The organism is Rhizobium sp. CG4 (assembly GCF_023701965.1).
In the GTDB taxonomy this organism is placed as follows: Bacteria; Pseudomonadota; Alphaproteobacteria; order Rhizobiales; family Rhizobiaceae; genus Agrobacterium.
The window spans coordinates 252,314-276,983 of sequence record NZ_JABAEG010000005.1 but is presented as its reverse complement, the minus strand read 5'-3'; the positions used below and the strand labels follow the sequence as shown (position 1 = coordinate 276,983).

General features: G+C 54.7%; 25 protein-coding genes. 16 read left to right on the top strand and 9 right to left on the bottom strand.

All coding sequences use genetic code 11. From position 1 onward, the window contains the following. Positions 1–3 precede the first annotated feature (3 nt). The 3 genes from HGO37_RS16645 to tsaD are packed head-to-tail and all read right to left on the bottom strand — an operon-like array spanning position 4 to position 2,405. Positions 4–297: a YciI-like protein gene (locus tag HGO37_RS16645; RefSeq protein WP_192490414.1), complete on the bottom strand. Its 294-nt coding sequence runs from the start codon at positions 295–297 to the stop codon at positions 4–6. 24 nt (positions 298–321) lie between these two features. After that, entirely contained in the window at positions 322–1,311 is a 990-nt protein-coding gene (locus HGO37_RS16640) for an NAD(P)H-dependent glycerol-3-phosphate dehydrogenase (protein ID WP_250984282.1), read from the bottom strand. Continuing rightward, positions 1,308–2,405, bottom strand: a complete 1,098-nt coding sequence (gene tsaD, locus HGO37_RS16635) for a tRNA (adenosine(37)-N6)-threonylcarbamoyltransferase complex transferase subunit TsaD (RefSeq protein ID WP_250984281.1) — start codon at positions 2,403–2,405, stop codon at positions 1,308–1,310. The genes HGO37_RS16640 and tsaD overlap by 4 nt, the downstream gene beginning before the upstream one ends. A 72-nt stretch (positions 2,406–2,477) precedes the next feature. Here tsaD and hemC point away from each other — a divergent pair, with 72 nt between their 5' ends. From hemC to HGO37_RS16605, 6 genes are all read left to right on the top strand, one after another. Further along, entirely contained in the window at positions 2,478–3,407 is a 930-nt protein-coding gene (gene hemC, locus HGO37_RS16630) for a hydroxymethylbilane synthase (RefSeq protein WP_250984280.1), read from the top strand. Positions 3,408–3,409: 2 nt separating this feature from the next. Continuing rightward, the gene (locus HGO37_RS16625; protein ID WP_250984279.1) at positions 3,410–4,144 is read left to right on the top strand and encodes a uroporphyrinogen-III synthase; all 735 of its coding nucleotides are present in this window, start codon (positions 3,410–3,412) and stop codon (positions 4,142–4,144) included. An 81-nt stretch (positions 4,145–4,225) separates the two neighbouring features. After that, positions 4,226–5,566 carry a COG4223 family protein gene (locus HGO37_RS16620; RefSeq protein WP_250984278.1) on the top strand — a complete coding sequence of 447 codons (1,341 nt, stop codon included), beginning with the start codon at positions 4,226–4,228 and terminating at the stop codon, positions 5,564–5,566. Positions 5,567–5,571: 5 nt separating this feature from the next. Beyond that, positions 5,572–7,221, top strand: a complete 1,650-nt coding sequence (locus HGO37_RS16615) for a heme biosynthesis protein HemY (protein WP_250984277.1) — start codon at positions 5,572–5,574, stop codon at positions 7,219–7,221. A gap of 40 nt (positions 7,222–7,261) precedes the next feature. After that, positions 7,262–7,753 (top strand): tellurite resistance TerB family protein, encoded by a 492-nt coding sequence (locus HGO37_RS16610; RefSeq protein WP_250984276.1) that lies wholly within the window; start codon positions 7,262–7,264, stop codon positions 7,751–7,753. Then, positions 7,743–8,486: a glutamine amidotransferase gene (locus tag HGO37_RS16605; RefSeq protein WP_250984359.1), complete on the top strand. Its 744-nt coding sequence runs from the start codon at positions 7,743–7,745 to the stop codon at positions 8,484–8,486. Before HGO37_RS16610 ends, HGO37_RS16605 begins: the two co-directional genes overlap by 11 nt. A 43-nt stretch (positions 8,487–8,529) precedes the next feature. Here the strand turns inward: HGO37_RS16605 and HGO37_RS16600 are convergent, their stop codons facing one another. Further along, positions 8,530–9,768 carry an MFS transporter gene (locus HGO37_RS16600; RefSeq protein ID WP_250984275.1) on the bottom strand — a complete coding sequence of 413 codons (1,239 nt, stop codon included), beginning with the start codon at positions 9,766–9,768 and terminating at the stop codon, positions 8,530–8,532. 185 nt (positions 9,769–9,953) lie between these two features. On the opposite strand from HGO37_RS16600, the gene HGO37_RS16595 reads away from it, so the two are divergent. Together HGO37_RS16595 and HGO37_RS16590 are read left to right on the top strand one after the other, a co-directional pair. Beyond that, positions 9,954–10,268, top strand: coding sequence for a YggT family protein (locus HGO37_RS16595; protein WP_192490423.1), 315 nt, complete (start codon positions 9,954–9,956; stop codon positions 10,266–10,268). Between the two features lie 78 nt (positions 10,269–10,346). Continuing rightward, positions 10,347–10,667 (top strand): DUF167 domain-containing protein, encoded by a 321-nt coding sequence (locus tag HGO37_RS16590; protein WP_250984274.1) that lies wholly within the window; start codon positions 10,347–10,349, stop codon positions 10,665–10,667. Here HGO37_RS16590 and ppa read toward each other — a convergent pair. From ppa to HGO37_RS16570, 4 genes are all read right to left on the bottom strand, one after another. Continuing rightward, positions 10,658–11,191 carry an inorganic diphosphatase gene (gene ppa, locus HGO37_RS16585; protein WP_192490425.1) on the bottom strand — a complete coding sequence of 178 codons (534 nt, stop codon included), beginning with the start codon at positions 11,189–11,191 and terminating at the stop codon, positions 10,658–10,660. The two genes, HGO37_RS16590 and ppa, sit on opposite strands and share 10 nt — an antisense overlap. A gap of 166 nt (positions 11,192–11,357) precedes the next feature. Next, entirely contained in the window at positions 11,358–11,864 is a 507-nt protein-coding gene (locus tag HGO37_RS16580) for a GNAT family N-acetyltransferase (RefSeq protein WP_192490426.1), read from the bottom strand. 201 nt (positions 11,865–12,065) lie between these two features. Next, on the bottom strand, positions 12,066–13,886 hold the full coding sequence (gene typA, locus HGO37_RS16575; protein WP_192490427.1) for a translational GTPase TypA: 1,821 nt from the start codon (positions 13,884–13,886) through the stop codon (positions 12,066–12,068). 245 nt (positions 13,887–14,131) lie between these two features. After that, positions 14,132–16,192 carry a M3 family metallopeptidase gene (locus HGO37_RS16570; RefSeq protein WP_250984273.1) on the bottom strand — a complete coding sequence of 687 codons (2,061 nt, stop codon included), beginning with the start codon at positions 16,190–16,192 and terminating at the stop codon, positions 14,132–14,134. Between the two features lie 309 nt (positions 16,193–16,501). Between HGO37_RS16570 and HGO37_RS16565 the strand changes: the two genes are divergently transcribed. From HGO37_RS16565 to HGO37_RS16555, 3 genes are all read left to right on the top strand, one after another. Next, the gene (locus HGO37_RS16565) at positions 16,502–16,933 is read left to right on the top strand and encodes a hypothetical protein (RefSeq protein WP_250984272.1); all 432 of its coding nucleotides are present in this window, start codon (positions 16,502–16,504) and stop codon (positions 16,931–16,933) included. A gap of 101 nt (positions 16,934–17,034) precedes the next feature. Next, on the top strand, positions 17,035–17,487 hold the full coding sequence (locus HGO37_RS16560) for a MarR family winged helix-turn-helix transcriptional regulator (RefSeq protein WP_250984271.1): 453 nt from the start codon (positions 17,035–17,037) through the stop codon (positions 17,485–17,487). Between the two features lie 60 nt (positions 17,488–17,547). Continuing rightward, positions 17,548–18,726 (top strand): multidrug effflux MFS transporter, encoded by a 1,179-nt coding sequence (locus HGO37_RS16555; RefSeq protein WP_250984358.1) that lies wholly within the window; start codon positions 17,548–17,550, stop codon positions 18,724–18,726. 51 nt (positions 18,727–18,777) lie between these two features. On the opposite strand, the gene HGO37_RS16550 is transcribed toward HGO37_RS16555, so the two are convergent. Further along, positions 18,778–20,001: an argininosuccinate synthase gene (locus HGO37_RS16550; protein ID WP_192490431.1), complete on the bottom strand. Its 1,224-nt coding sequence runs from the start codon at positions 19,999–20,001 to the stop codon at positions 18,778–18,780. A 208-nt stretch (positions 20,002–20,209) separates the two neighbouring features. Here HGO37_RS16550 and HGO37_RS16545 point away from each other — a divergent pair, with 208 nt between their 5' ends. The 5 genes from HGO37_RS16545 (at position 20,210) to HGO37_RS16525 (ending at position 24,646) form a co-directional block, all read left to right on the top strand. Beyond that, complete coding sequence (locus HGO37_RS16545; RefSeq protein WP_250984270.1) at positions 20,210–21,070, top strand: SDR family NAD(P)-dependent oxidoreductase; 861 nt, start codon at positions 20,210–20,212, stop codon at positions 21,068–21,070. 398 nt (positions 21,071–21,468) lie between these two features. Continuing rightward, positions 21,469–22,545, top strand: coding sequence for a LacI family DNA-binding transcriptional regulator (locus HGO37_RS16540; protein ID WP_250984269.1), 1,077 nt, complete (start codon positions 21,469–21,471; stop codon positions 22,543–22,545). A 71-nt stretch (positions 22,546–22,616) separates the two neighbouring features. Next, complete coding sequence (locus HGO37_RS16535; protein WP_250984268.1) at positions 22,617–23,264, top strand: LysE family translocator; 648 nt, start codon at positions 22,617–22,619, stop codon at positions 23,262–23,264. Positions 23,265–23,387: 123 nt separating this feature from the next. Continuing rightward, positions 23,388–23,927: a sigma-70 family RNA polymerase sigma factor gene (locus tag HGO37_RS16530; RefSeq protein WP_250984267.1), complete on the top strand. Its 540-nt coding sequence runs from the start codon at positions 23,388–23,390 to the stop codon at positions 23,925–23,927. Then, the gene (locus HGO37_RS16525; protein ID WP_250984266.1) at positions 23,924–24,646 is read left to right on the top strand and encodes an anti-sigma factor; all 723 of its coding nucleotides are present in this window, start codon (positions 23,924–23,926) and stop codon (positions 24,644–24,646) included. Before HGO37_RS16530 ends, HGO37_RS16525 begins: the two co-directional genes overlap by 4 nt. Positions 24,647–24,670 lie beyond the last annotated feature (24 nt).

Here is a 24,670-nt window from a genome sequence, read left to right as displayed (position 1 = left end):
CAATTACGCTCCCGGATTGTTGAAGACCCAATTGTAGGGCTTCACTTCGACGCTTTCGAACAGGCCGGCCTTTGCATAAGGATCAGCATCGGCAAGTGCCTTGGCAGCATCGATGTCAGCAGCTTCAACGATCACCAGGCTGCCATTTGGCTTGCCTTCCGCATCGAGAAACGGTCCGGCTATCTTCAAAGTGCCTTCCGCATTCAGTTTGTTGAGGTGCTCAAGATGCACAGGACGGGTTTCCATGCGCAGGTTCAGGTGACCGGGCTTGTCTTTGCAGATAAAGGCAAACAGCATTTTCATCTCCTTAAGGGCCATCACTCATTCAGTGGTGATAGGCCGTGTCATCAATTGTTGCATGGCGGTGCGCACATCAAGGCTGCCTTCTATAATGGCAGCCACGGCATCCGTCACAGGCATATCTATCGCAAGTCCCTCAGCCAGCCGGGCAGCAACCGAGGCAGCGAATGCGCCTTCGACCAGACCACCGCCGAATGCGCCAGCATCCAGCCCCTGCCCAAGTGCAATACCAAAACGCAGGTTGCGCGATTGGTGGCTTGTGGCCGTCAATACCAGATCGCCAAGTCCCGAAAGACCACGCACGGTATCTGCCTTGCCACCCATGGCCACCACAAGCCGCGACATTTCCGCAAGACCGCGTGAAATCAGCGCAGCTCTGGCGGAATCGCCAAGCCCAGCGCCTTCGACAATACCGCACGCAATCGCCAGCACGTTTTTCAACGCGCCGCCAAGCTGCACCCCGGCACGGTCTGTCGAGGCATAGAGCCGAAATGTGCGGCCGGAAATGGTTTGCGCCAGTCTCTCGGCATCGCCAGCCTCAGCTGCCGCGATCGCCATGGCTGTCGGCAATCCCTTGGCGATATCTGCGGCAAAACCGGGCCCAGACAGCACAGCAATCGGGTGACGCGGCAGTTCATGTTCCAGAACATCGGTAAGCAACCGTCCCGACGAGCGATCGATGCCCTTGGCGCAGGTTACGATGATTGCATCATTAGCCAGATAAGGACCGTAGTGGCGCGCTGCATCGGCTTGCGCCTGCGATGGCATGGCAAACAGCACGATACCGGCATCGGTAAGCACATTGGCGTCAGCTGAAAACTGCAGTGCATCCGGCAGGCTGATACCAGGCAGCGCCGCTTCGTGCACGCCATCGGTTTTCAAATCTGCAATCAGCGACGGATCGCGCCCTAGCAGGGTGACGTCGTGGCGGTTTTCCAGCGCCATGACCACGGCAAGCGCTGTGCCGAAAGCACCGGCACCAATAACAACGACCTTTTCGCGCTCGTTCATGCCTTTGCTCCGCGCTTGCCAAAACCAATCAATGTTTGCGCCGAAGCATCCAGTGGCCAGCGCGAACGTGGTTGCGTATCCAGACCATCCGATGGCATGTCTTGCGCCATACGCTCAAGTCCTGCCCATGCAATCATCACGGCATTATCGGTGCAAAGATTAAGCGGCGGAGCGACAAAGCGGAATTTGTGCTTGTCACACAGCTCCTGCAACGTCCGCCGGATCTCCTGATTGGCCGCCACGCCACCGGCAACCACCAGCGCAGGCACTCCATCGACATCAGGGAATTCTTCACGGAACCGCTGCAAGCCGCGGCCGATCCGGTCCTTCAACGTGCGCGAAACCGCCTTCTGGAACGATGCGCAGATATCGGAAATATCCTGGTCTGACAGCGGCACGATAGCCGTTGCCGCCTGACGAACTGCGGTTTTCAAACCTGAAAACGAAAAATCAAGCCGTGTTTCCCCCACCATCGGCCGCGGCAGGGCAAAGCGATCAGGATCACCGCTTGCGGCAGCCCGTTCGACGGCTGGTCCACCGGGATAGGGAAGTCCGAGCAGCTTGGCGGTTTTATCGAACGCCTCACCCAGCGCATCGTCGATCGTCGTTCCCCAACGCTCATAGTGGCCGACACCGCGCACAAGAATGAGCTGCGTGTGGCCACCGGACACCAGAAGCATCAGATAGGGGAACGACAGCCCGTCCGTCAGCCGCGCCGTTAGCGCATGACCTTCCAGATGGTTGACTGCATAAAGCGGCTTATCGGCAGCACGTGCAATGGCTTTGCCAGTCATCAAACCAACGATCAGACCACCAATCAGGCCGGGGCCGGAGGTTGCGGCCACCGCGTCGATATCAGCAAGTGTAACGCCAGCACTGGTCAATGCTTCCTCAACCAGCGTATCGAGTGCCTCGACATGGGCGCGGGCTGCGATTTCGGGGACGACACCGCCATAAGCGCTGTGCTCATCGAGCTGCGACAAAACGACGTCGGACACGATCTCGCCACGACCGTCAGGATGCCGGATTACAACGGCAGCAGCGGTTTCGTCACAACTTGTCTCTATGCCGAGGATACGTAGAAAGGAGGCCATTAACCTGTTCGTTCATTGCGATGCTTGGGAAACTTAGGTACGAACACCTCCGGTAACAATGGATAGAAGCGGATGCAAACAAAACCTTTCCGAATCGGCACACGCGGCAGCCCTCTGGCACTTGCGCAGGCTTATGAAACACGTGACCGGTTGATGAAAGCGCACAACCTGTCACAGGAAATGTTTGAGGTTGTTGTGCTGTCCACCATAGGGGATCGCATTACCGACCGTGCCCTATCGGAAATCGGTGGCAAAGGCCTGTTCACGGAAGAACTGGAAGCCCAGCTTTCTTCTGGCGATCTCGACTTCGCGGTACATTCTTCAAAGGACATGCCGACCGTATTGCCCGAAGGCCTGTTCCTTTCCGCTTTCCTTCCGCGTGAAGATATCCGCGATGCCTTTATCGGCCGTACGGCAAAAACGCTGATGGAATTGCCGCATGCAGCGGTTGTCGGCTCGTCGTCTTTACGCCGCCAGGCGCTTATTCGTCGTCTGCGTCCCGATATCAGCACCATCATTTTCCGTGGTCTGGTCGATACCCGCCTGCGCAAGCTGGAAGAAGGACAGGCCGATGCCACCCTTCTCGCCTATGCCGGCCTGAAACGTCTTGGAAAGCAGGATGTGCCAACCGCACTGCTTGACCCGAAAGAATTTCCGCCTGCTCCAGCGCAAGGCGCAATCTGCGTCGAAAGCCGCTTAAATGACGCCCGGGCCAATGACATGCTGGCCGCAATCAATGATCAGCCGACCTATGATGCCGTGACGTGCGAACGGGCATTTCTGGGCGCGCTCGACGGTTCCTGTCGCACCCCAATTGCCGGTTATGCCCTTTGTGACGGCGAAGACCTGCATTTCCGTGGCCTCATTCTGACGCCGGACGGACAGACCGAACACGGCATAGAAGTAAGCGGCAAACGTGCTGATGCTGCTGATCTCGGCCGAAAGGCCGGTGAAAAGGTTCGTGCCGCAGCTGGCGCAGGTTTCTTCGAGAGCTGGGATTAAGCATGCGCATTGTCGTCACACGCCCGGAAAACACCGGAAAAAAGACGGCCGCACTTTTGCATGACATGGGACATGACGCGGTGCTTCTGCCATTGGTGGAAGCCCGCCACAATATCGAATCCGCCAGACTTGCGGTGGCAAGCCCATGGGCTTCGCTGACCTTTACGAGTGCTCAGGCTCTTGCAGTGTTGGCAGATGCCAAAATTGATTTACGGCCTTTTGCCAAAAAGCCGGTTTTTGCCGTAGGTCAGGCAACGGCGACTGCCGCCAGACATGCAGGTTTTGAGAATATCCATACTGCGGATGGTTATGGTGAAAGCCTTGCCCGACTGATTGGCGAGCAAATCAATGGGTCCGACGGCACCATCGCGCCCCTGCTTTACCTGGCTGGATCCCCCCGATCATCAGCGCTTGAAACCGCGCTGGATGGTTTGGGAATTACCTATACGACGACGGAATGTTATCGCATGGTGCCGATTGATTGGTCGAATGACGATCTCGACGCCTTGCTGGTGGCAAAACCGGTTGACGCCGTGCTGTTGTTCTCGACTGAAACCGCACGGCTTTTTTTTAAAAATATTATTTCTGACCGCTACGAGAACGAGCTTCGGCACAGCCATTTCTTCTGTCTGAGTGAGAATGTGGCAGCCGCAGTTCCCAAGGCTTTTTCCAGCAATGTTCATGTCAGTTCCCTGCCGTCGCAGGCGGGCCTGCTTGACCTTCTAAAGTCGCATTAGGAACCTAATTCGTGCCTTTGCTCTTTCCTTTGCGGTCATCACTGACTAGTTTTGAATTGTTGAAGGCACAAAGAGGTAGACATGGTCTCGGGAAAACCGCCACGCCACTCCAGGACAAAAGCCGAACCGGTCACGATCGACCTTGATGCAAAGGACGTGAAAACGCTTGCGCCCGGCGCAACAGAGCCGGACAAACAAGAGCCGGTCGTCGCGGCTGATCAACCTTCACTGGACATTCCTGCCTCATCGCCAATTGAACCGCAGCCGAATGTGGATATTGGCGACGAGCCGAAAGACGAACAGAAAAATGAAAAGCCCTCATTTGAGGAGCAACTTTCAGAGGCCTCTGACAAACCGGATGCCCCGCAAACTCTGGAACGTGAACCTCAAGAAAATGACGTGAAGGAAGCGGCGCAGCAAGAAGAACCAGTCTTCTCGCCACCACCGCCTCCACAGCCCGCCTCGACAGAGGCCCGGCAGGGATCATCAGGCTTCATCGCCGCTGGCATTTTTGGTGGCCTGATCGCACTGCTTGCCGCTGGCAGCATGCAATATGCGGGCTACCTTCCACCCTTCTCGTCAGCAGCCAATCAGGATGCGGAAAATGCACTGTCGGCAGAAATAGCCAGCCTCAAAACGCAACTTTCCGCTCTCCAGCAACAAGCACAATCAGCGCCAGCGGCAGACACCTCGGCCCTTGACGCACGCCTTGCCGCACTTGAAAATGCCGTACCTGCAGCGAGTGGCGAAAGTGCCGATGTCTCTGGCCTTGCCGATAAAATCGCAAGCCTTGAAGGAACGGTATCCAGCCTTCAATCCGAACGCTCTGCACAGGAAACGGCCACTGCTGATCTGACGCGCCGGTTGAACGATGCTGAAGCCAAACTCAATGAACCGCGGGACGACATCGAAGTCGCCCGTGCCATTGCATCCGCAGGCCTGAAGGCAGCCGTCGATCGTGGTGGGCCATTCCTGACAGAACTGGACACCCTTGCCGGTGTTGCAACCGACGATCCGTCCGTGGCGGCCTTGAAACCTTTTGCCACCACCGGCGTCCCATCGCGTGCCGAATTGCTGCGAACATTCCCGGACGTTGCAAACTCTATGCTGGCCACGTTGAACCAGCCCGACCCCAACCAGTCGATCGTCGAGCGCTTGACCGAAAGCGCCTATTCGCTGGTCAAGGTAAGGCCGGTCGGCAACATTGAAGGTGAGACGCCTGAAGCCGTCATAGCGCGCATGGAAGACAAGATGCGCAATGGCGACCTGCAAGGTGCCGCCCTGGAATGGAATGCTCTTCCCGATGCGGCCAAAACCGTATCAACCGCCTACAAGCAATCGCTTGATGCACGGATAGAGGTTGAAAAACTGGTCGGCGACAGCCTGTCGCGCGCCATCAACAGCTCCGGGCAGAAGGGATAAGCGGCATGGCAAAAATTCTGACCTTTATCGTCCTTGTTCTGGCCATCGGTTTTGGTTTTTCATGGCTTGCTGACAGGCCGGGCGTGCTTTCTGTCGTCTGGCAAGGACAGCTCATTGAAATGAGCCTGATGGTCGCGGCCTCCATGATCGCGGTGCTGGTTGCCGCTGTCATGCTGTTGTGGTGGCTGTTTGCCGCCATCTGGACCTCACCTTATGCAGCCCGCCGTTATTTCCGCGCCCGCAAGCGTGACCGTGGTTATCAGGCGCTTTCAACCGGCTTGATTGCCGCTGGTGCCGGTAATGCGCTGATGGCACGCAAGATGACGGCCCGTGCTCAAGGACTGATCAGCGCCGATCAGGAACCGTTGATCCATTTGCTCGAAGCACAGGCAGCCCTCATTGAAGGCAAATATGACGAAGCCCGCCGCAAGTTCGAGGCGATGGCACAGGATCCCGAAACACGCGAACTGGGTCTGCGAGGCCTCTATATCGAGGCACGACGTCAGGGCGCGCACGAAGCCGCCATGCAATATGCCGAAGATGCCGCTGAAAAAGCCCCCTACCTTCCATGGGCAGCTCAGGCTGCATTGGAATTCCGCAGCCGCACCGGCCAGTGGGATGATGCCATTCGCCTGCTCGATCAGCAAAAGGCTGCTCATGTTATGGATCGCGGCGAGGCAGAGCGCCTGAAAGCCGTGCTGTTGACCGCCAAAGCCAATGATAAGCTGGAAGGCGACCCGAAGGGCGCGCGTGATGATGCGCTGCAGGCACTCAAGCTTGCCAAGAGCCTTGTCCCGGCCGCTCTCATTGCCGCCAAGGCCTATATTCGCGAAGATAATCTGCGCAAGGCAGCCTCGGTGCTGGAAAGTGTGTGGAAAATCGCCCCGCACCCTGAAGTCGCGGCCGTTTACGTGCGTGCACGCAGCGGCGATACGGCAATCGATCGTCTAAAGCGGGCAGAGAAGCTGGAAGCCCTGCGACCCAACAACGTTGAATCGCTGTTTACCGTGGCGCATGCTGCACTGGATGCCAAGGAATTTGCCAAGGCCCGCAGCAAAGCTGAAGCAGCCGCCAGAATTGAACCGCGTGAAAGCATTTTCCTGCTGATGGCGGATATTGAAGATTCTGAAAACGGTGATCAGGGCCGAGTGCGTCACTGGATGGCGCAGGCGCTGCGTGCGCCCCGTGATCCTTCATGGGTGGCTGATGGCATTGCCTCTGAAAAATGGTTGCCCATCTCACCGGTCACCGGTCGACTGGATGCCTTTGAGTGGAAGGCGCCGTTTGGACAAATCGAAGGCCCGTTGGAAAATGCCGATGTCAAAGAGGCATTCGCCTCACTGCCACCGGTTGCCAAGCCAGCGACGCCAGAAGCACCTGAGCCTAAGCCTGCAGCAGTAAAGCCGATCGACATTCCGCCTGTCGTGACAGTTGCCGAGAAAGCAGAAAAGCCGGCAAAGCCGATCTCAACACCAGCACCAGCTCAAACATCGACGCCTGCCCCCAAATCCAAAGAAACAATTGCTGCACCGCCATTGGCAGAAACGGCAAAGGAAGAGGAACCAGTTCCGTTCTTTGGCGGTTTGCCGGATGACCCGGGCGTTAAAAAGGCCGGCTCTGAACAGGAACCCAAAACTCGGCTCAAGCTGTTTTGATCTGCAAGTCTCATGAAGCGCCAATTTGAACAGGATAGGCATGCTTAATCGTATTCAATCCTTTTTTCAGGAACTTACGGGTGGTCATTCCGGAAAAGACTTTGCACCGGATGATCTGCGTGTCGCTGTTGCGGCGCTATGTTTCCAGGTGATGGAAGCCGATGGCACCATTTCCAAAAGCGAACGCCAGAAATTGCGGGAAATACTTTCGCAGTATTATTCGTTGAGTGGCAGCACGCTGGAAGCTCTTCTCGAGGCCGGACGCGAGGCGGGCACCGAAGCGGTCGATTATTACCGTTTTACCACGGATATTCGCCGTCACCTTGATGAAGCCCAGCGCGTCGCGTTGATCGGTATCCTCTGGGATATCGTTTACGCAGATGGCGATCGCAGCGAAATGGAAGACCACGTGATCTGGCGTATCGCCGATCTGCTCGGTGTTTCCGTCCGCGATCGGGTTTTGCAACGGCAACAGGCTGCAACGCGCACCACAAATGTCAGGGAAAATGAAAACGACGAAAATGCTGTTTGACCCCTCCCGTCAACAGAGCCGGAAGCCTGCAATACTGGTCGTTCTGCATCAAGAGCGGTCAACACCCGGCAGAGTTGGCCAGATGCTGGAGGAAAAAGGATATTCGCTGGATGTCCGTCGACCAGCGCTGGGTGATCCCCTGCCCGACACTCTAGTGAACCACGCTGGTGCAGTTATTTTCGGTGGCCCGATGAGCGCCAACGATCCGCATGATTACGTCAAGACGGAAATCGACTGGCTGAAAGTGCCACTCAAAGAGGACAAGCCGTTTCTCGGCATCTGTCTTGGTGCGCAAATGTTGTCGAAACATCTTGGCGGCAAGGTTCATGCCGCCAATGATGGTCAGGTCGAAATCGGCTGGTACCCACTGCACAGCACCGAGAAGGGCCGGTTGCTGATGCCACACTGGCCAAAGATGGTCTACCATTTCCATCGTGAAGGGTTCGAACTGCCACGGAGTGCTGATCTTCTGGCAACCGGTGATGCCTATCCCAACCAGGCTTTTCGTTACGGGAAGAACGCCTGGGGGCTGCAGTTCCACGCGGAATTGACCCGCGCCATGATGCAGCGCTGGGTCGTACACGGTGCTGAACGTTTCACGATGCCGAATGCTCAGGTCGGCAGCAAGCACCTCGAGGGACGGATGATGTTCGACACGCCGCTTCGGGCCTGGTTGTCGAATTTTCTGGAAATGGTTTTTGAAGGAAAACCACAGCGCCAGAAAGCGCTGTAAGTCTTGCCGAACACCTCCCCCGAATTTGACGATGGAAGAACGTCTAGAGATGTTTCGGCATATCCAGACTGTCGACTCTGCGCAGCTTCGGGAAGCTCAACGCCCAGACGACCGCCACAGCCAGTGTTCCAAAACCGCCAATCACCACGGCCGGGACAGCGCCGATCACGTGCGCCATGGTACCAGCGCGAAACTCGCCCAGTTCATTGGATGCGCCGACAAACACCATGTTGACGGCATTGACGCGACCACGCACCTCGTCCGGCGTCCAAAGCGCAATCAGCGTTTCACGCACATAAACCGACACCATGTCAGCAGCACCCATCGCCATCAGCGCACCAATGGAAACCCATGCGGTCTGGGACAGGCCAAATACAATAGTCGCCACACCAAACAGCGCCACGCCGACAAACATCAGCATGCCGGCATGATGACGAATGGGGTTAAAGGCCAGAAAAGCCGCAACCACGATTGCACCAATGCCGGGTGCTGCACGCAGAAGACCAAGGCCCCAAGGACCAAGTGTCAGCACTTCCTTGGCAAAAATCGGCATCAGCGCCACCGCACCGCCGAGCAGCACGGCAAACAGATCAAGCGAGATCGCGCCGAGAACGATTTTTTCCTGCGAGATGAAGCGAAAGCCTGCCAGCATGCTTTCCAGAGATACGGCACGGGCCGGGCTGCGTTGTTCCGGCTTCTTGATGGAGAAGGCCAATACAGCGGAAAGGGCAAACAACGCAAGCGCCACTGAGTAGGCAATCCATGCGTCGGCGCCATACAGCAGGCCACCGGCAACCGGGCCCATGATCGAGGCCATCTGCCAGGACGATGAGTTCCAGGCAATCGCATTGGGCAGGTCTTCTGCCGGGACAAGGTTGGGGGCAAGCGATTGCACGGCAGGGCCCATAAACGCCCGCTCAATGCCAAAGATGACGAGAATAAGAAACACCAGCCACGGCACGAAATTATGCGTCAGTGTCAATCCCAGCAGCATAGCAGCGCATAGACAGGCAACCAGCAGGCAGCTTGCCATGATCATGCGACGATTATGCCTGTCGGCCACGGTGCCCGTAACCAGAATAAGCAGAAGCGATGGCAGAAACTGAAACAGGCCGATCAAGCCAAGGTAGAAACTGTTACCCGTTACCTCATACATCTGCCAACCGACGGATACGCTGACGATCTGTACGGCAAAAGCTGAAAAGAAACGCGCCGTGAAGAAACGGCGGTAAGAGGGATGCCGGAAAGCGCCGAAGCGATTTTCAGCGGAAGGCAGAGACATTGGTTTGACTTTCGGCTGGTGGCCAATCGATATGAGGCAGGACCACGGCAATAGATGGATGAGGCGCGTGATTATCTCGCGCTTCCATAAAGCTATTAAGCATGAATCACCAGCCCTGTTGCGGCGGGTCTTGCCGGTTCAAGCTGCAATGTCTAAATGTCTGTCTGCAACTCATGGAGATATTGATGCCAGGCATTATAGACGCGCTGCTTAGTGTTATCATTCTAGCACTGAATCTGTATTGGTGGATATTGATCGCAAGCGCCATTTTTTCCTGGCTCTATGCGTTCAACGTCATCAATTCAAGAAACCAGTTCGTCAGCTCGATTGGCGCCTTTTTATACAACGTTACAGAGCCAGTCCTGCGTCCCATCCGGCGTGTTCTGCCAAATCTCGGCGGTATCGACATTTCACCGATCATCGTTCTGCTTGGCATCGTTTTCCTGCAGATGATCATACAAAATCCGATCCGACCGTTCCTGTTGTCGCTGTTCCAATAAGGCATCACAGACTGCCCATAGGACTGCCGGTGTAAACTTATAGACCGGCAGATGTCTTCACCGACAGGATGCGCTGGTATGACCGACAGACCGTGGACCGCGTTCAACGACCATCTGCGTCTGTCTGTGCGCCTGACACCAAATGGTGGGCGCGACGTGCTGAAGAAGCTGGAAACAAGTGCTGATGATGATGTGGTGCTGAAAGCACGTGTCAGCGCCGTACCGGAGAATGGCAAGGCCAACAAAGCCCTTATTGCTTTGCTCGCAAAATCTCTGCGCGTACCCAAGAGCACAATTTCATTTATATCGGGCGAAACAGCCCGTAAAAAAATCCTCCGGATCGATGCTGACCCGGAGGACTTGATAATCAAGCTTGAAAAGCTGCTGGATCAGCCCTGAGCCTTGTAGCGCTCGATGGCTTCAACGATCAGCTTCTTAGCAACGTCTACGTTCTGCCAGCCGCCAATCTTAACCCACTTACCCGGCTCAAGATCCTTGTAGTGCTCAAAGAAGTGTTCGATCTGCTTGAGCGTGATTTCCGGCAGGTCTGTGTAGTTTTCGATCTTGTCGTAGCGGCGCGTCAGCTTTGGAGCCGGAACCGCAATGATCTTCTCGTCCTGACCGCCATCATCTTCCATGACCATGACGCCAATAGGACGAACGTTGATAACGCAACCCGGTACCAGCGGACGGGTGTTGCAGATCAGAACGTCGATAGGATCGCCATCATCAGACAGGGTATGCGGCACGAAACCGTAGTTTCCCGGATAGGTCATCGGGGTATAAAGGAAGCGGTCCACGATCAGAGCGCCAGCTTCTTTGTCCATCTCGTATTTGATTGGGTGGCCGCCAACCGGCACTTCTACGATGACGTTCACGTCATCAGGCGGGTTCTTACCAATAGAAATTGCATCAATACGCATTCGTGATCCCTCAATCCAGGTGTGGTGGCCAAGTGTAATGGTGGATCGTTCGATACTGGGAAACAACCTGCAATGCAACACAGGCTTTGGTACGAAGCCGAATTTCAAGAAAAACGGTAATAGCGACCGCGGGTTTCAAGCAATACGTGTCCTGCCGTATTGCCTTTTACTTCCAGGCGTAACCAACTTTTTTAAGTTGCTTGCCAGCAAAGTCTTCCATGCCTTCTGCAACATCGCGGCCGCCATGCGATCGGAAGAACCGGTTTGCCAGTTCGCTGTCTTCAAGGCACCAGACGACGATGCCATCACAGCCAAGCGATTTCAGCAGCCGGCGAGCTTCGGTAAACAGTACCGAGCCAAGGCCGATACCCTGATATTCAGGACGCAGATACAACTCATAGACTTCGCCATCATGTGGCAGGCCACGGGCGCGGCTAAGGCCGAGCGTCGCATAACCGGCAATAACACCAGCCACTTCGACCACCAGCATGGTCGCGGAGCCGCGTGTCGCCTTGCGCCACCAGCTTTCGCCACGGCGTTCCAGCATCTGCGTCAGGGGCTTATGTGGAATGAGACCCGAATAGGTCTGTTCCCACGACATACGGTGTGCCTGGGAAATGGCACCCGCGTCCTGCGGTTCTGCTCGGCGAATCTCTATCGATAACGTTTTCATAACGCGCTTCTGGCCCCGGCGAGGCAAACTTGCCAGCCGTAAAGGTTAACGACCTGAAGCTTACCCACAACCTTATCATGTGGACGACGCACCAACGTTAACGCTTTTTTAACCGAAGCAGCAAGCGCCTTTCATGGAAAGCCACAAATAAAAAACCCGGCACAATGGCCGGGTTTTCTAAAATCAAAATCTTCAAGTCAATCAAACAGCAAGCTTGGACTTTTCGAAACGCTTGCGGTCGTTCGCGTCAAGGAACATCTTGCGCAGGCGGATCGACTTTGGCGTGACTTCCATCAGCTCATCGTCCTGAATCCACGACAATGCGCGGTCAAGGGTCATGCGGATTGGCGGTGTCAGCTTCACGGCTTCATCCTTGCCAGCAGCGCGGATGTTGGTGAGCTGCTTGCCCTTCAGAACGTTTACTTCGAGATCGTTGTCACGGGTATGAATACCAATGATCATACCAGCGTAAACCTTTTCACCTGGCTCGATGATCATCGGGCCGCGATCCTCAAGGTTAAACATCGCGTAAGCAACCGCTTCACCCGAACCGTTGGACAGCAGAACGCCGTTGACGCGACCGGCAATAGCACCCTTGAATGGCTGGTAGTCATGGAACAGACGGTTCATGATTGCCGTACCGCGCGTATCCGTCAGCAGTTCGGACTGGTAGCCGATCAAACCGCGGGTCGGAGCAAGGAACTTCAAACGAACGCGGTTACCACCGGATGGACGCAGTTCGGTCATTTCAGCCTTACGTTCAGACATTTTCTGAACAACGACACCGGAATGCTCTTCATCAACGTCGATAACGACTTCTTCGATCGGCTCGATGGTCTGGCCGTTCTCGTCCTTCTGCATCACAACGCGAGGACGCGAAACTGCAAGTTCGAAACCTTCGCGACGCATGGTTTCGATCAGAACTGCAAGCTGCAATTCGCCACGACCGGAAACGAAGAATGAATCCTTGCCTTCGGCTTCTTCGATCTTGAGAGCGACGTTGCCTTCAGCTTCCTTGAACAGACGGTCGCGGATAACGCGAGACGTTACCTTGTCGCCTTCTGTGCCGGCAAGCGGGCTGTCGTTAACGATGAAGGACATCGTAACGGTTGGCGGATCGATCGGCTGAGCCTTCATCGCTTCCGTGACCGAAGGATCACAGAATGTATCAGCAACGGTACCCTTGGAGAGACCGGCAATAGCAACGATGTCGCCTGCATGCGCTTCGTCAATAGCTGTGCGCTCAATACCGCGGAACGCGAGAATCTTGGAAATACGACCGGTTTCGATGGTCTTTCCATCCTGACCCAAGACCTTGACGGCCTGGTTAGGCTTGATCGAACCAGATGCGATACGACCAGTGATGATACGGCCGAGGAAGGGGTTGGCTTCCAGAATGGTACCGATCAGGCGGAAAGGACCTTCTTCAATTGTTGGCTCAGGAACGTGCTTCAGAACCAGATCCAAAAGTGGTGCAAGACCCTCATCCTTAGGACCTTCCGGGTTGACGTTCATCCAGCCATCGCGGCCCGAACCGTACAGGATCGGGAAGTCGAGCTGTTCATCAGTCGCATCGAGGTTTGCGAACAGGTCGAAAACTTCGTTGATAACTTCTTCATGACGGCCGTCTGGACGGTCGATCTTGTTGATCGCGACGATTGGGCGAAGACCAACCTTGAGCGCCTTGGAAACAACGAACTTGGTCTGCGGCATTGGGCCTTCAGACGAGTCGACCAGAACGATCGCGCCATCCACCATCGAAAGGATACGCTCAACTTCGCCACCGAAGTCGGCGTGGCCGGGGGTGTCGACGATGTTGATGCGAACACCCTTCCACTCAACCGAAGTTGCCTTGGCGAGAATGGTGATGCCGCGCTCTTTTTCGAGGTCGTTGGAGTCCATAACGCGCTCAGCAACGCGCTGGTTGTCACGGAACGAGCCGGACTGCTTCAGAAGTTCGTCAACGAGGGTTGTTTTCCCATGGTCAACGTGCGCGATGATCGCGATGTTGCGAATTGCCATTGTTCAAAATCTCTGAGGTTGGGCGCTCAATTCGGGAGGGTGCGCCAGTTCATTTGGCGCGCTCATAACCTTTTTTTTGGTTTTGCGAAAGGGGGGGCCATGTCATATGACCCTTGCGTATACGCAATAACATAAAAATATGACAGCCAAAGCGCGCAACCCAAAGCGGTTGGCGTTTTCTGAAACGCTTTCGATTTCCGCATAGTTTTCAACAAAAAGGCGGGGAATGACCCCGCCTCATATTGTTAGATTAAACCACGCTTTTTCAGCATCGCATCCGGGCTTGGCATTTTTCCACGAAATGCCAGATAGGCCGCCTCAGGGTCAACGGAACCGCCAGACGAGTAGACATTCTCCTTCAACTTGCGGGCAAGCTCCGCGTTGAACGGGTTGCCACTTTCCTCAAATGCCGCAAACGCATCGGCATCCAGAACTTCGGACCACATGTAGGAGTAATAACCGGCAGAATATCCGTCACCGGAGAAGACGTGCTGGAAGTGCGGGGTGGCGTGACGCATGACCAAAGACTGCGGCATGGAAAGCGAAGACAGCACTTCAGCCTGCACCGCCATGGGATCATTCACCTTGCTGCGGTTGTGGAACGCCATGTCGACCAACGCCGACGAGGTATATTCCACCGTGTTGAAACCGGCATTGAAGGTTTGCGCTGCCAGAACCTTGTCCAGCAACGCTTTCGGCATTGGCTGACCGGTTTCGAAATGCAGCGCATAGGTGCTGAGAATTTCCGGCACTGTCAGCCAGTGTTCGTAAAGCTGCGACGGCAGTTCCACGAAGTCACGTGACACACCGGTTCCCGAAACGGAAGGATAGGTCACGTCGGACAACATGCCGTGCAGCGCATGGCCGAATTCATGGAACAGGGTACGGGCATCGTCCAGCGACAGCAGCGCCGGCTTGCCTTCCGCTGGCTTGGCGAAATTGCAAACATTGTAGATGATCGGCAGTTCGCCCTGAACACCGTTTTTCAGGGTCAGTTTGTGCTGCGACTGGAACGAGCTCATCCACGCACCGGAACGCTTGGACGGACGCGCGAAATAATCACCAAGGAACATTGCTTTCAGCGCACCCTTGTCGTCACGAATTTCGAAAACCCGCACATCCGGATGATAACCGGTCACACCCTTCATCTCGGAGGCACGAACGCCAAATAGTCGTGTTGCCACGTCGAAGCAGGCATCAATGATCTTTTCGAGCTGAAGATATGGCTTCAGTTCGGCTTCAGAAAAATTGAACTTCTGTGCACGCAGCTTTTCGGCGTAGTGACGCCAATCCCATGGGGAAACCTCGTGATTACGGCCTTCTTCGCGGATGAGGTCGGCAAGCTCGGCTTCTTCCTCACGGGCCCGAGCAACAGCCTTTTCCCATACCGTGGTCAACAGGCCATTTACCGCCTGTGGCGTTTTCGCCATGGTGTCGTCCAGCTTGTATGCAGCAAAGCTTTCGTAACCGAGCAGACCGGCCTTTTCCTCACGCAGCGCCAGCGTCTGTTTGACAATGTCGATATTGTCGGTTTCTCCGCCATTCGCACCGCGCGCCACCCAGGCCTTGAAGGCCTGCTCACGCAGATAACGACGTTCGGAGAATGTCAGGAACGGTTCGATAATCGAACGCGACAGGGTTACCGCATAGGCCGCGCCCAGACCTTTTTCCTTGGCAGCTGAGGCCATTGCGTCACGCAAAAATGCAGGAATGCCGGCAAGCTCCTCGTCACTGGACAACGCCAGCGACCAGTTTTTTTCATCGGCCAGAACGTTTTGGCCAAACTTGGCACCAAGACCAGCCAGTTGCTCGTTAATTGCAGCAAGCCGTTCTTGACGGTCCTTGGCTAGCTTGGCGCCGGAGCGGACAAAACCCTTCCAATGTCGTTCCAGAACCCGCTTTTCCTCAGTCGTCAGGCCAAGCGTCTCACGCTTTTCCCAGAGAGCATCGATGCGAGCAAAAAGCTGCGCATTCATACCAATCTTCGAATAATGACGCGACATTTTCGGCGCGATTTCACGCTCCAGCGCCTGAATGGTCTCGTTGGTGTTGGAGCCCGCCTTGTTCCAGAAGATCGACGAAACACGTGAAAGTTCGTCGCCGGCAATTTCCAGCGCAACGATGGTGTTTACAAAGGTTGCGGCCTCGGCATTGCCTGCAATCGCTTCGATTTCCGCTTCGTGATTTGCCAATGCGACATCAAAGGCTGGCGCAAAATCACTGTCTTTCACCGCGTCGAACTGCGGCAATCCGTTCGGTCCGGTCCACTGAAAAAGCGCCTGATTTGCTGCGGAATGCGATGTCATATGCCTTCACCTCTGAACTGTTACCTTAAACCGCATATAGTACAGGCATTGGTCAAAATCCAATCAGCTTCGCAGGTTTAAAATGAGGTTTTTGCGCCCACCACCAAGGCGGAAATGTTACCCGATTTGGCATCAGAAAGGGGGATAAGGGTAGAGAAGAAGTCAGGGATTGCAGGCGTTTTGAAACCTCACGACAATATCCGGTGCATAAAGCCGACACGCTGCCCTTTGAGGCGTGCAGAATATTGACCGACACCCTGAACGTGTGATGTATTTTTCCAATAATATCCCATGATGGAGATATAAATTATGGAGATTTATTCTTTACGGACATCCGCGAATTTCATTTTTAACAATAGCGCCAAGAAAAATCCGACGCCAGAAATTGAAATTCCTCGTATCGAAGAACAATCAAACAGCGAAACCTTTGCGGCCCCGCAAGAGCAAAATGAGCGTGTTAATTTCTCCAGCATAAGCCCGCGCGAATTACGCGACATGGCAACTGAATATTATCAGGCCGGGCAAATACAGCAGACGATATATAGCGAGCTATCGTCTGAACTTCCCATCCATGCCTTGAATGCAATGGGCGAAGTGGTCGATCTTACCCACATCACCGACGATACCTATTTCGATTTTGGCTCTTATTTCCGGGACCAACTGACCATTGCCCAATCCATCGGTGATCCCGCCAAGGCGGAAGTTCTTGAAGATGTCGTGTCGTTTATCGACAGCGTTTGAAGCCAAAGCGCGTTGATTTGCGGCTTTGGCGACTAGGTGCCTCGCAAGTTGATTTGATTTCCACGGTAAAACTAGTAAGTCTGCCTTATGGAAGGCGGCTCATGACACAGCATCAGGAAACACAATCGATTGCATTTCTGGTCATTTCCGGTGCGCGCCTGTTCAACAGCGCATTTGAAAAACGTGTCTCTATAGCCGGTCTGGAATTGACGCCAGGTGAAGCTCGAACCTTGCTGACAATCGCTGCTATCAATGGCAGCAGGCAAACTGAAATTGCCGCCCGTATCGGCGTGGAGCCAATGACCCTCTGCGCCTATCTTGACCGGCTGGAGGGCTTGAGCCTTGTCGAGCGCCAACAGGATCAGAAGGATCGCCGCTCCAAGCGCGTGTTTCTCGCTCCGGCCTCGACCGTTATGCTCAAGGAAATTCGCATTGAGATCGATGCCCTGATCACGCAGGCGACCAAAGGCATGACCAAGACAGAGGTTGATACCATGCATCGGTCACTCACCCTCCTGAACAGCAATCTGCAAAACCTGCAGGATCAGCCTTAAGCGGCGATAATCGGAATATCAGAACGAATGTCGCCTCCTCTACCCGCTCCTACTCCGATCATGACTACACGGCGCACCGCCATTCTTGGTGCCCTGCTAATGGCGATCGGGCCAATTTCCATGGCGATCTACACGCCGGCCATGCCGGAACTGGTCAATGCATTCGGCACAACGGAAGCGGCAATCAAGATCAGCCTTGCCCTGTATTTTGCAGGTTTCGCGCTGGCGCAGCTTGTATCCGGCCCGGCATCGGATGCTTTTGGTCGTAAGGCAGCCAGCCTTGTTTTTCTGTCGATCTATCTGGCAGGCGGGCTGATTGCAGTGTCTGCTCCATCTGTCGAGTTTCTCCTGGCCGCCCGACTTATCCAGGGTATCGGCGTATCCGTTGGCATGACGGTGGCGCGCGCCATTGTCCGCGACCAGTTTATTGGATCTGAAGCATCCAGTATCCTCAACCTGATCGGCATCATGCTGGCAATCGGCCCTGCTATTGGCCCGACAATGGGCGGACTGTCGCTTGCCGCCTTTGGTTGGCATTCTGTTTTTTGGCTGATGGTTGGTTTTGGCGTCATATCGGTGGTCGCAGTCGTATTTTTCCTGCGTGAGACAACCGTGCCGGACAGAAAGCTGATCAGGCCGAGTAACCTCGTCCGAGCCTACGCCGAATTGCTCAGAAACAAACGTTTCCTCTTTGCAGCCATGATCATGGCCGGTTCGGTTGGCGCCCTTTATGCCCAAGCCACGATGCTGTCCTTTATCCTCATCAATGAGGTCGGCCTGACGCCAACGGGATTTGGGCTGAGCATGCTGATGCAATCAGGCGCTTATTTCTCCGGTTCTGTCGCGCTGCGGTTTCTGGTCAAAATCTTAGGTGACCGCCACTCCGCAATTCTCGGACTATGCTGTTCGGGCATCGGCGGAACATTGATGATCCTGTCAGTTTTCCTTCTGGAGCCATCGTTCATTACCATCATGGGGCCGGTGGCTGTTGCCACCTTCGGCATCGCATTGATCACGCCTTATATCGTGACGGCTGCGATGGCGCCCTTTCCGCATATTGCGGGCTCGGCATCGGCAATGATGGGTTTTATCCAGATGAGTTCCGGCTTTATCGCCGGTGTTGTGGCCTCGCTTATTGGCTCGCCACTACTCGCCTTCGGCACTGTTATTCCTTTTATGGAATTTATGGCCATCGCTGGCTACATCGGTTTTGCCAGCTTCACCCGCAAAACGGCGTGAAAAAACCGCGGCGTCGCCACCGCGGTTCTTTAAAATCACAGGCTCTGTCGATTACTTGCCCTGATTACGCTTTGCGAGGGTGCGCAGACGAAGTGCGTTGAGCTTGATGAAGCCAGCTGCATCCTTCTGGTCGTAGGCACCCTGGTCGTCTTCAAACGTCACCAGCTTGTCGGAGTAGAGCGACTTGTCGCTTTCGCGGCCAGTCACCATCACATTGCCCTTGTAGAGTTTCAACGTGACTTCGCCCTCAACATGCTCCTGGCTCTTGTCGATCAGTGCCTGCAGCATTTCGCGCTCTGGCGAGAACCAGAAGCCGTAATAGATCAGCTCGGCGTAACGTGGCATCAGCTCATCCTTAAGATGGGCTGCACCACGGTCAAGCGTGATGGATTCGATGGCGCGGTGAGCAGCCAACAGGATTGTACCGCCAGGCGTTTCGTAAACACCACGCGACTTCATGCCAACGAAACGGTTCTCAACGAGGTCGAGACGACCGATACCATTGTCACGACCGTAATTGTTCAGCGCAGCAAGCAAGGTTGCCGGCGACATTTCAACACCGTTGATCGAGCAGGCATCACCCTTGCGGAAACCAATCTTGATGGTTGTTGCCTGATCCGGTGCAGCTTCCGGAGAGATCGTGCGCATGTGCACATATTCCGGAGCCTCGACAGCCGGGTCTTCCAGAACCTTACCCTCGGAAGAGGAGTGCAGCAGGTTGGCGTCGACGGAGAATGGCGCCTCGCCCTTCTTGTCCTTGGCAACCGGGATCTGGTTTTCTTCGGCAAACTTCAGCAGATCAGTACGGCTCTTGAAGGCCCAGTCGCGCCATGGAGCAATGATCTTGATATCAGGGTTCAGCGCATAGGCGGAAAGTTCGAAGCGAACCTGGTCGTTGCCCTTGCCGGTTGCGCCGTGGGCAATCGCGTCTGCGCCGGTCTTCTTGGCAATATCGATGAGGTGCTTGGAAATCAGCGGACGCGCAATGGACGTGCCCAACAGATAGACGCCTTCATAAACAGCGTTGGCGCGGAACATTGGGAATACGAAATCACGCACGAATTCTTCGCGAACGTCCTCAACGAAGATTTCCTTGATGCCCAGCATCTCGGCCTTCTTGCGTGCTGGTTCCAGCTCTTCGCCCTGACCAAGGTCAGCTGTGAAGGTTACGACTTCCGCACCGAGTTCGGTCTGGAGCCATTTCAGGATGATCGAGGTATCGAGACCGCCAGAGTAGGCGAGAACGACTTTCTTAACGTCTTTCGGAAGTGCCATGAGTGATGTCCATCTGCGTACCGGCGAGCGATGAGTTCGCCATTTCCTTGGGAATGCGGCACTTTTAGCGAGTTTATTGGCGCACGCAAGGAAAACCGGTGAAAGGCAGTGTCAGAGCAAGTGAAATTCCATCGGGAACAAAATCCGTCCTCGTGAATTAAGCCATCCGGGCATCTTCGCTCTGAAGGGAAGGTTTGAGGAGAGACCGATGAACAATCCGCATCCAGCATTCGCGCAAGGCAATGTCGCGGTCATCACAGGGGCCGCTTCGGGGATAGGGCTGGCGGCAGCAAAAAAATTCGCAAGTCTCGGTATGAGTGTCGTGCTGGCGGATCTGGAGGGCGACAACTTGGCCAATGCTTACGCCGATGTATTGGCAGAGGCCGAGGAAGGCGAAGCGCAGGTCGTGTCGATTGCGTCTGATGTTTCAAAACCCGATGACCTCGGCGCACTGGAACGCGCCGTTATCCAGCGTTTCGGTCGGGTGCATGTGTTGATGAACAATGCCGGAATTCAGCCGGGCAGCTCGATCTTTGGCCCGCAGACCAATTGGGAAAATGTGTTTGGCGTCAACCTGCTCGGCGTCATCAATGGCAGCCGAGTGTTTGGACCAGGCATGATTGGCCATGGCGAGCCGGGCCTGATCATCAATACCGGCTCCAAACAAGGCATCACCACCCCTCCGGGCGATCCGGCCTATAATGTTTCAAAAGCCGGTGTCAAAGCCTTTACCGAGGCACTGCAGCATGAACTGCGCAACGTTGCCGATTGCGCGATCACCGCCCATATGCTGATCCCCGGTTTTGTCTTTACCAACCTCACGGCCAATGGTCGCACGGAAAAACCTGAGGGGGCATGGACACCGGAACAAACCATTGAGTTCATGCTGGAAAGCATTGGTCACGGTGATTTCTATATACTGTGCCCGGACGGCGAAGTGGACAGAAAGACAGACGAAAAGCGTATTCTCTGGGCCGCAGGCGATATCGTTGAAAACAGGCCACCTCTGTCACGTTGGCATGGAGATTACACCGGCGCTTTTGATTCCTTTCTCAAGGCGCAGCAGTAGATAGCTGGCGTCGCGATATCCGCGTTCACCGATACCGTTCATCGATCGGCAAACAGAAAGACCAGGCTTTCGACAGCATGGTCTTTTTTTTCCTCTGCCGTTCCGGTCCAAAATTGTTGCTCGCGTTGTGACCGCCATGATCACCGCATTGGTTGTGCGCCGGTTTTAGATCACACGCATTAATTTTCTCGTCGCAATAAGACAGGCTGCCCCACCTTTCGCGGAACATATCCTCGTACAAGGGATGCATTTCGTCACCTCAAAATTGAATCGATTCAATAACAATATGGAAATCAAATTGAACCGATTCAATATTACGCAAAAATTCGCTCTGTCAAACGTTTCTTGAACCGATACAAAAAGCTGCTACTTTTTATGAAGACAAAAAAGGAGTGGTTTTGACAAAAGGCCCGATAAGACTGGCAGATATCGCCAAGGCGGCAGGGGTTTCCCAAGGTACGGCATCGAATGTTTTCAGCCGGCCGGAAATCGTCCGTGAAGAAGTCCGCGAACGTGTGCTCGGTATCGCGCGGGATCTTGGCTATAAAGGACCTGACGTGAAGGGCCGACTGCTGCGTGCCGGCAAGTTCAACGCCATCGGCGTCGCATCATTGGAGCCGCTCTCCTATTTCTTTGATGACCCATGGGCACGCGCCATGATGAAGGCTGTCAGTGATGTTTGCGATGAAACCGGCACTGGCATTGCACTGGTTTCTGCCCGCAATCAGCAAAAACTGGCCTGGAATATCAACAGCGCTCTGGTTGATGGTTTTATTCTTCTCTGCGTCAAAGAAGGCGCAAGGCTGGTTGATCTCAGCCGGCAGCGGCAAGTTCCCTGCGTCGCGCTGGCGCTGGAAAACGCCGAAGACGGCTTTCCGATCATCGAAATTGATAATCGCAAGGGTGCAGAAACCGCTGCCCGACACCTGGCAGAACTTGGCCACAAGAACTTTGCCGTCCTGGCGATCACCCACCGCTCGGCAGTTCCGGGAACGGTGAAACCAGAGGCGGTAACCTCTGCAATGTCATCCAGCGCGAGACTGCGCATCGAAGGTTATTTCGATGCCCTACGGGACTTCGACATCAATCCGCAAGACGTTGCGATCCACGCCACGCTCAACGACAAAAAGAGCGTCGTTAACGCATTGGAAGCGCTGTTTTCGGCACCTGAACCACCAACAGCACTGCTTGCCATGTCGGATCGTATCGCGCTTTACGCCATACAGTGGCTAACTGAACGTGGCATATCTGTTCCCAACGATGTCTCGGTCATCGGTTTTGACGGTGTTCCAGAGGCCGCCTTGAGCACACCAGCCCTGACAACAATGCAGCAGCCATTTGAAGACATCGCAGCCAAGGCAGTAAGTGCCATCCTGAATGACGAGGAACTGGCAAGCAGTCAAATTTTGGATGTGAAGCTGGTTTTGCGGAACAGCACGGCACCACCACGATCATTTTCCGCAAGCCTAATATAAGCAACGATTGGCAGAATTAGAAAATACCGCTACAGCTTGGCCAAAGGACACATTAACCGGGTACCATTCTCATGGATTTCGTGCCAAGCCTGCCAACTCTCATTGCATTCACCATCGCTATTCTGCTTTTGGCTGTCACGCCCGGTCCTGACATGACGCTGTGGATCAGCCGCTCCCTGCGTGAGGGGCGTGCTGCTGGCTTCATGACCCTGGTCGGTACCAATCTTGGCATTACCGTTCACACCATGCTGGTGGCATTTGGTGTTGCCGCCCTCATCGTTGCCTCACCGACCGCCTTTTTGATCTTGAAGACAGGTGGCGCTGCCTACCTCGTCTGGCTGGCCATTCAGGCCATTCGCAAAGGTTCCGATTTCGTGATGGCGAAACCGGCAGAAGAAAAGACACAAGGATCGTGGGTTTCCGCGCTTGTGAACGGACTGTGGGTCAATCTTCTGAACCCGAAGGTCATTATCTTCTTCATGACGTTCCTGCCGCAGTTCGTCAGCGCATCGGATCCGCACGTCACCGGCAAGCTGATCTTCCTGGGCATTTGGTCAATTATCGTCGCGCTGCCAATCGGTATCGGCATTGTCATTGCCGCGGATGCCCTGTCTTCATGGCTGCAGCGTAATCGCAAGGTTCTGCGCGGGCTAGATTATACGATCGCGGGGGTCTTCTCGCTATTTGCAGTGAAGATTTTCCTCACCCAGACCAAATAAAAAGCAAACCGCGCAGGCCTTCGGCAAGAGAGTTTGTTGCGACTTGCCACGAGCTATACGTTCAAAAGTCGACTCTTAGAGAACGCAAGAACGTTTTGTTCTTTGTGACATCGGGATGGAGAAATGCCAAACGAAGACCTTGCCCGCTTGATAAGCAATATTGCGCTATCCGATCGCAAGGCCTTTGTTGTGCTTTACAACCAGACAAGCTCGAAACTTTTCTCCATTTGCCTGCGTATATTAAAAAATCGGACAGATGCCGACGAGGCGCTGCAGGAAGTTTACGTCAAGATCTGGCAGCGTTCTCATTTGTTTTCGGCCATATCCGGTACTCCGGAAAGCTGGCTGGCAACAATTGCGCGCAATCAGTCAATAGATATGATTCGTATGCGTAAACCGATAGCCAGCGAGTTGGATGAGGTTTTTGATCTGAGTGACCAAGCCCCAAACCCGGAGCAGGCGACACTGCAAAGGGATACAGGTCGCACAATAGATTTGTGTCTCGATGAGCTGGAAGAAACCCGTGCGGAGGCCGTAAAACGCGCTTATCTGGACGGAATGACCTATCAGGAACTTGCAGATCGGTACGCTGTACCATTGAATACAATGCGGACATGGTTGAGACGCAGTCTCATCAAACTCAAAGAGTGCATGGAGAGATGACAGGCCCGAAGCAAACTAAAGGGAGCAATCCCCGAGATGACATCATCGCCGCAGAGTATGTTCTGGGCGTTTTGTCGTTTGCTGACCGGAAAACCGTTGAACAACGTCTTCTCAACGACACGACCTTTGCCGACCTTGTTAAAAACTGGGAAGAGCAATTTTCTAGCCTCAATAATGCCTATGAACCAATAGCACCAGATGCGGCGACGCTTGCCAGGGTCGAAGACCGCTTATTTGGCGTCTCTCAACACCAAATCGAGTCCCCGTTCCGAATTTGGAGTTCACTCGGTTTCTGGCGAAGTATGACAGCGCTGACTTCCGCTGCTGCGGCCTTCGCCATGGTCATGATGGTTATGTCACCATCATCCCAGCCATCGACACGTATGTCATACATGGCCGAACTATCATCTCCCGACACACCAATGGCCGTCATGGTGGCTTATGACGCGGAGACGGGGAAAATGGTTCTGACGCCAATGGCGGCGGGGGATAAGGAGCAAAAATCTCTCGAACTTTGGCTGGTAAATGCTGACGGAAGCCCTCGGTCGCTTGGCGTGATTGACCCGCATACCGATGCGGAAATGATCGTGCCGGTCGACATGCGTGATGCGCTGCATGATGGAATGACCCTGGCTGTCAGTCTCGAGCCATACGGCGGGTCCCCAACTGGCAAACCAACAGGCCCTGTTCTCGCAAGTGGAACAACGCGCCAATTGTAGGTTTGCTTTTCCTTCATTTAAAAA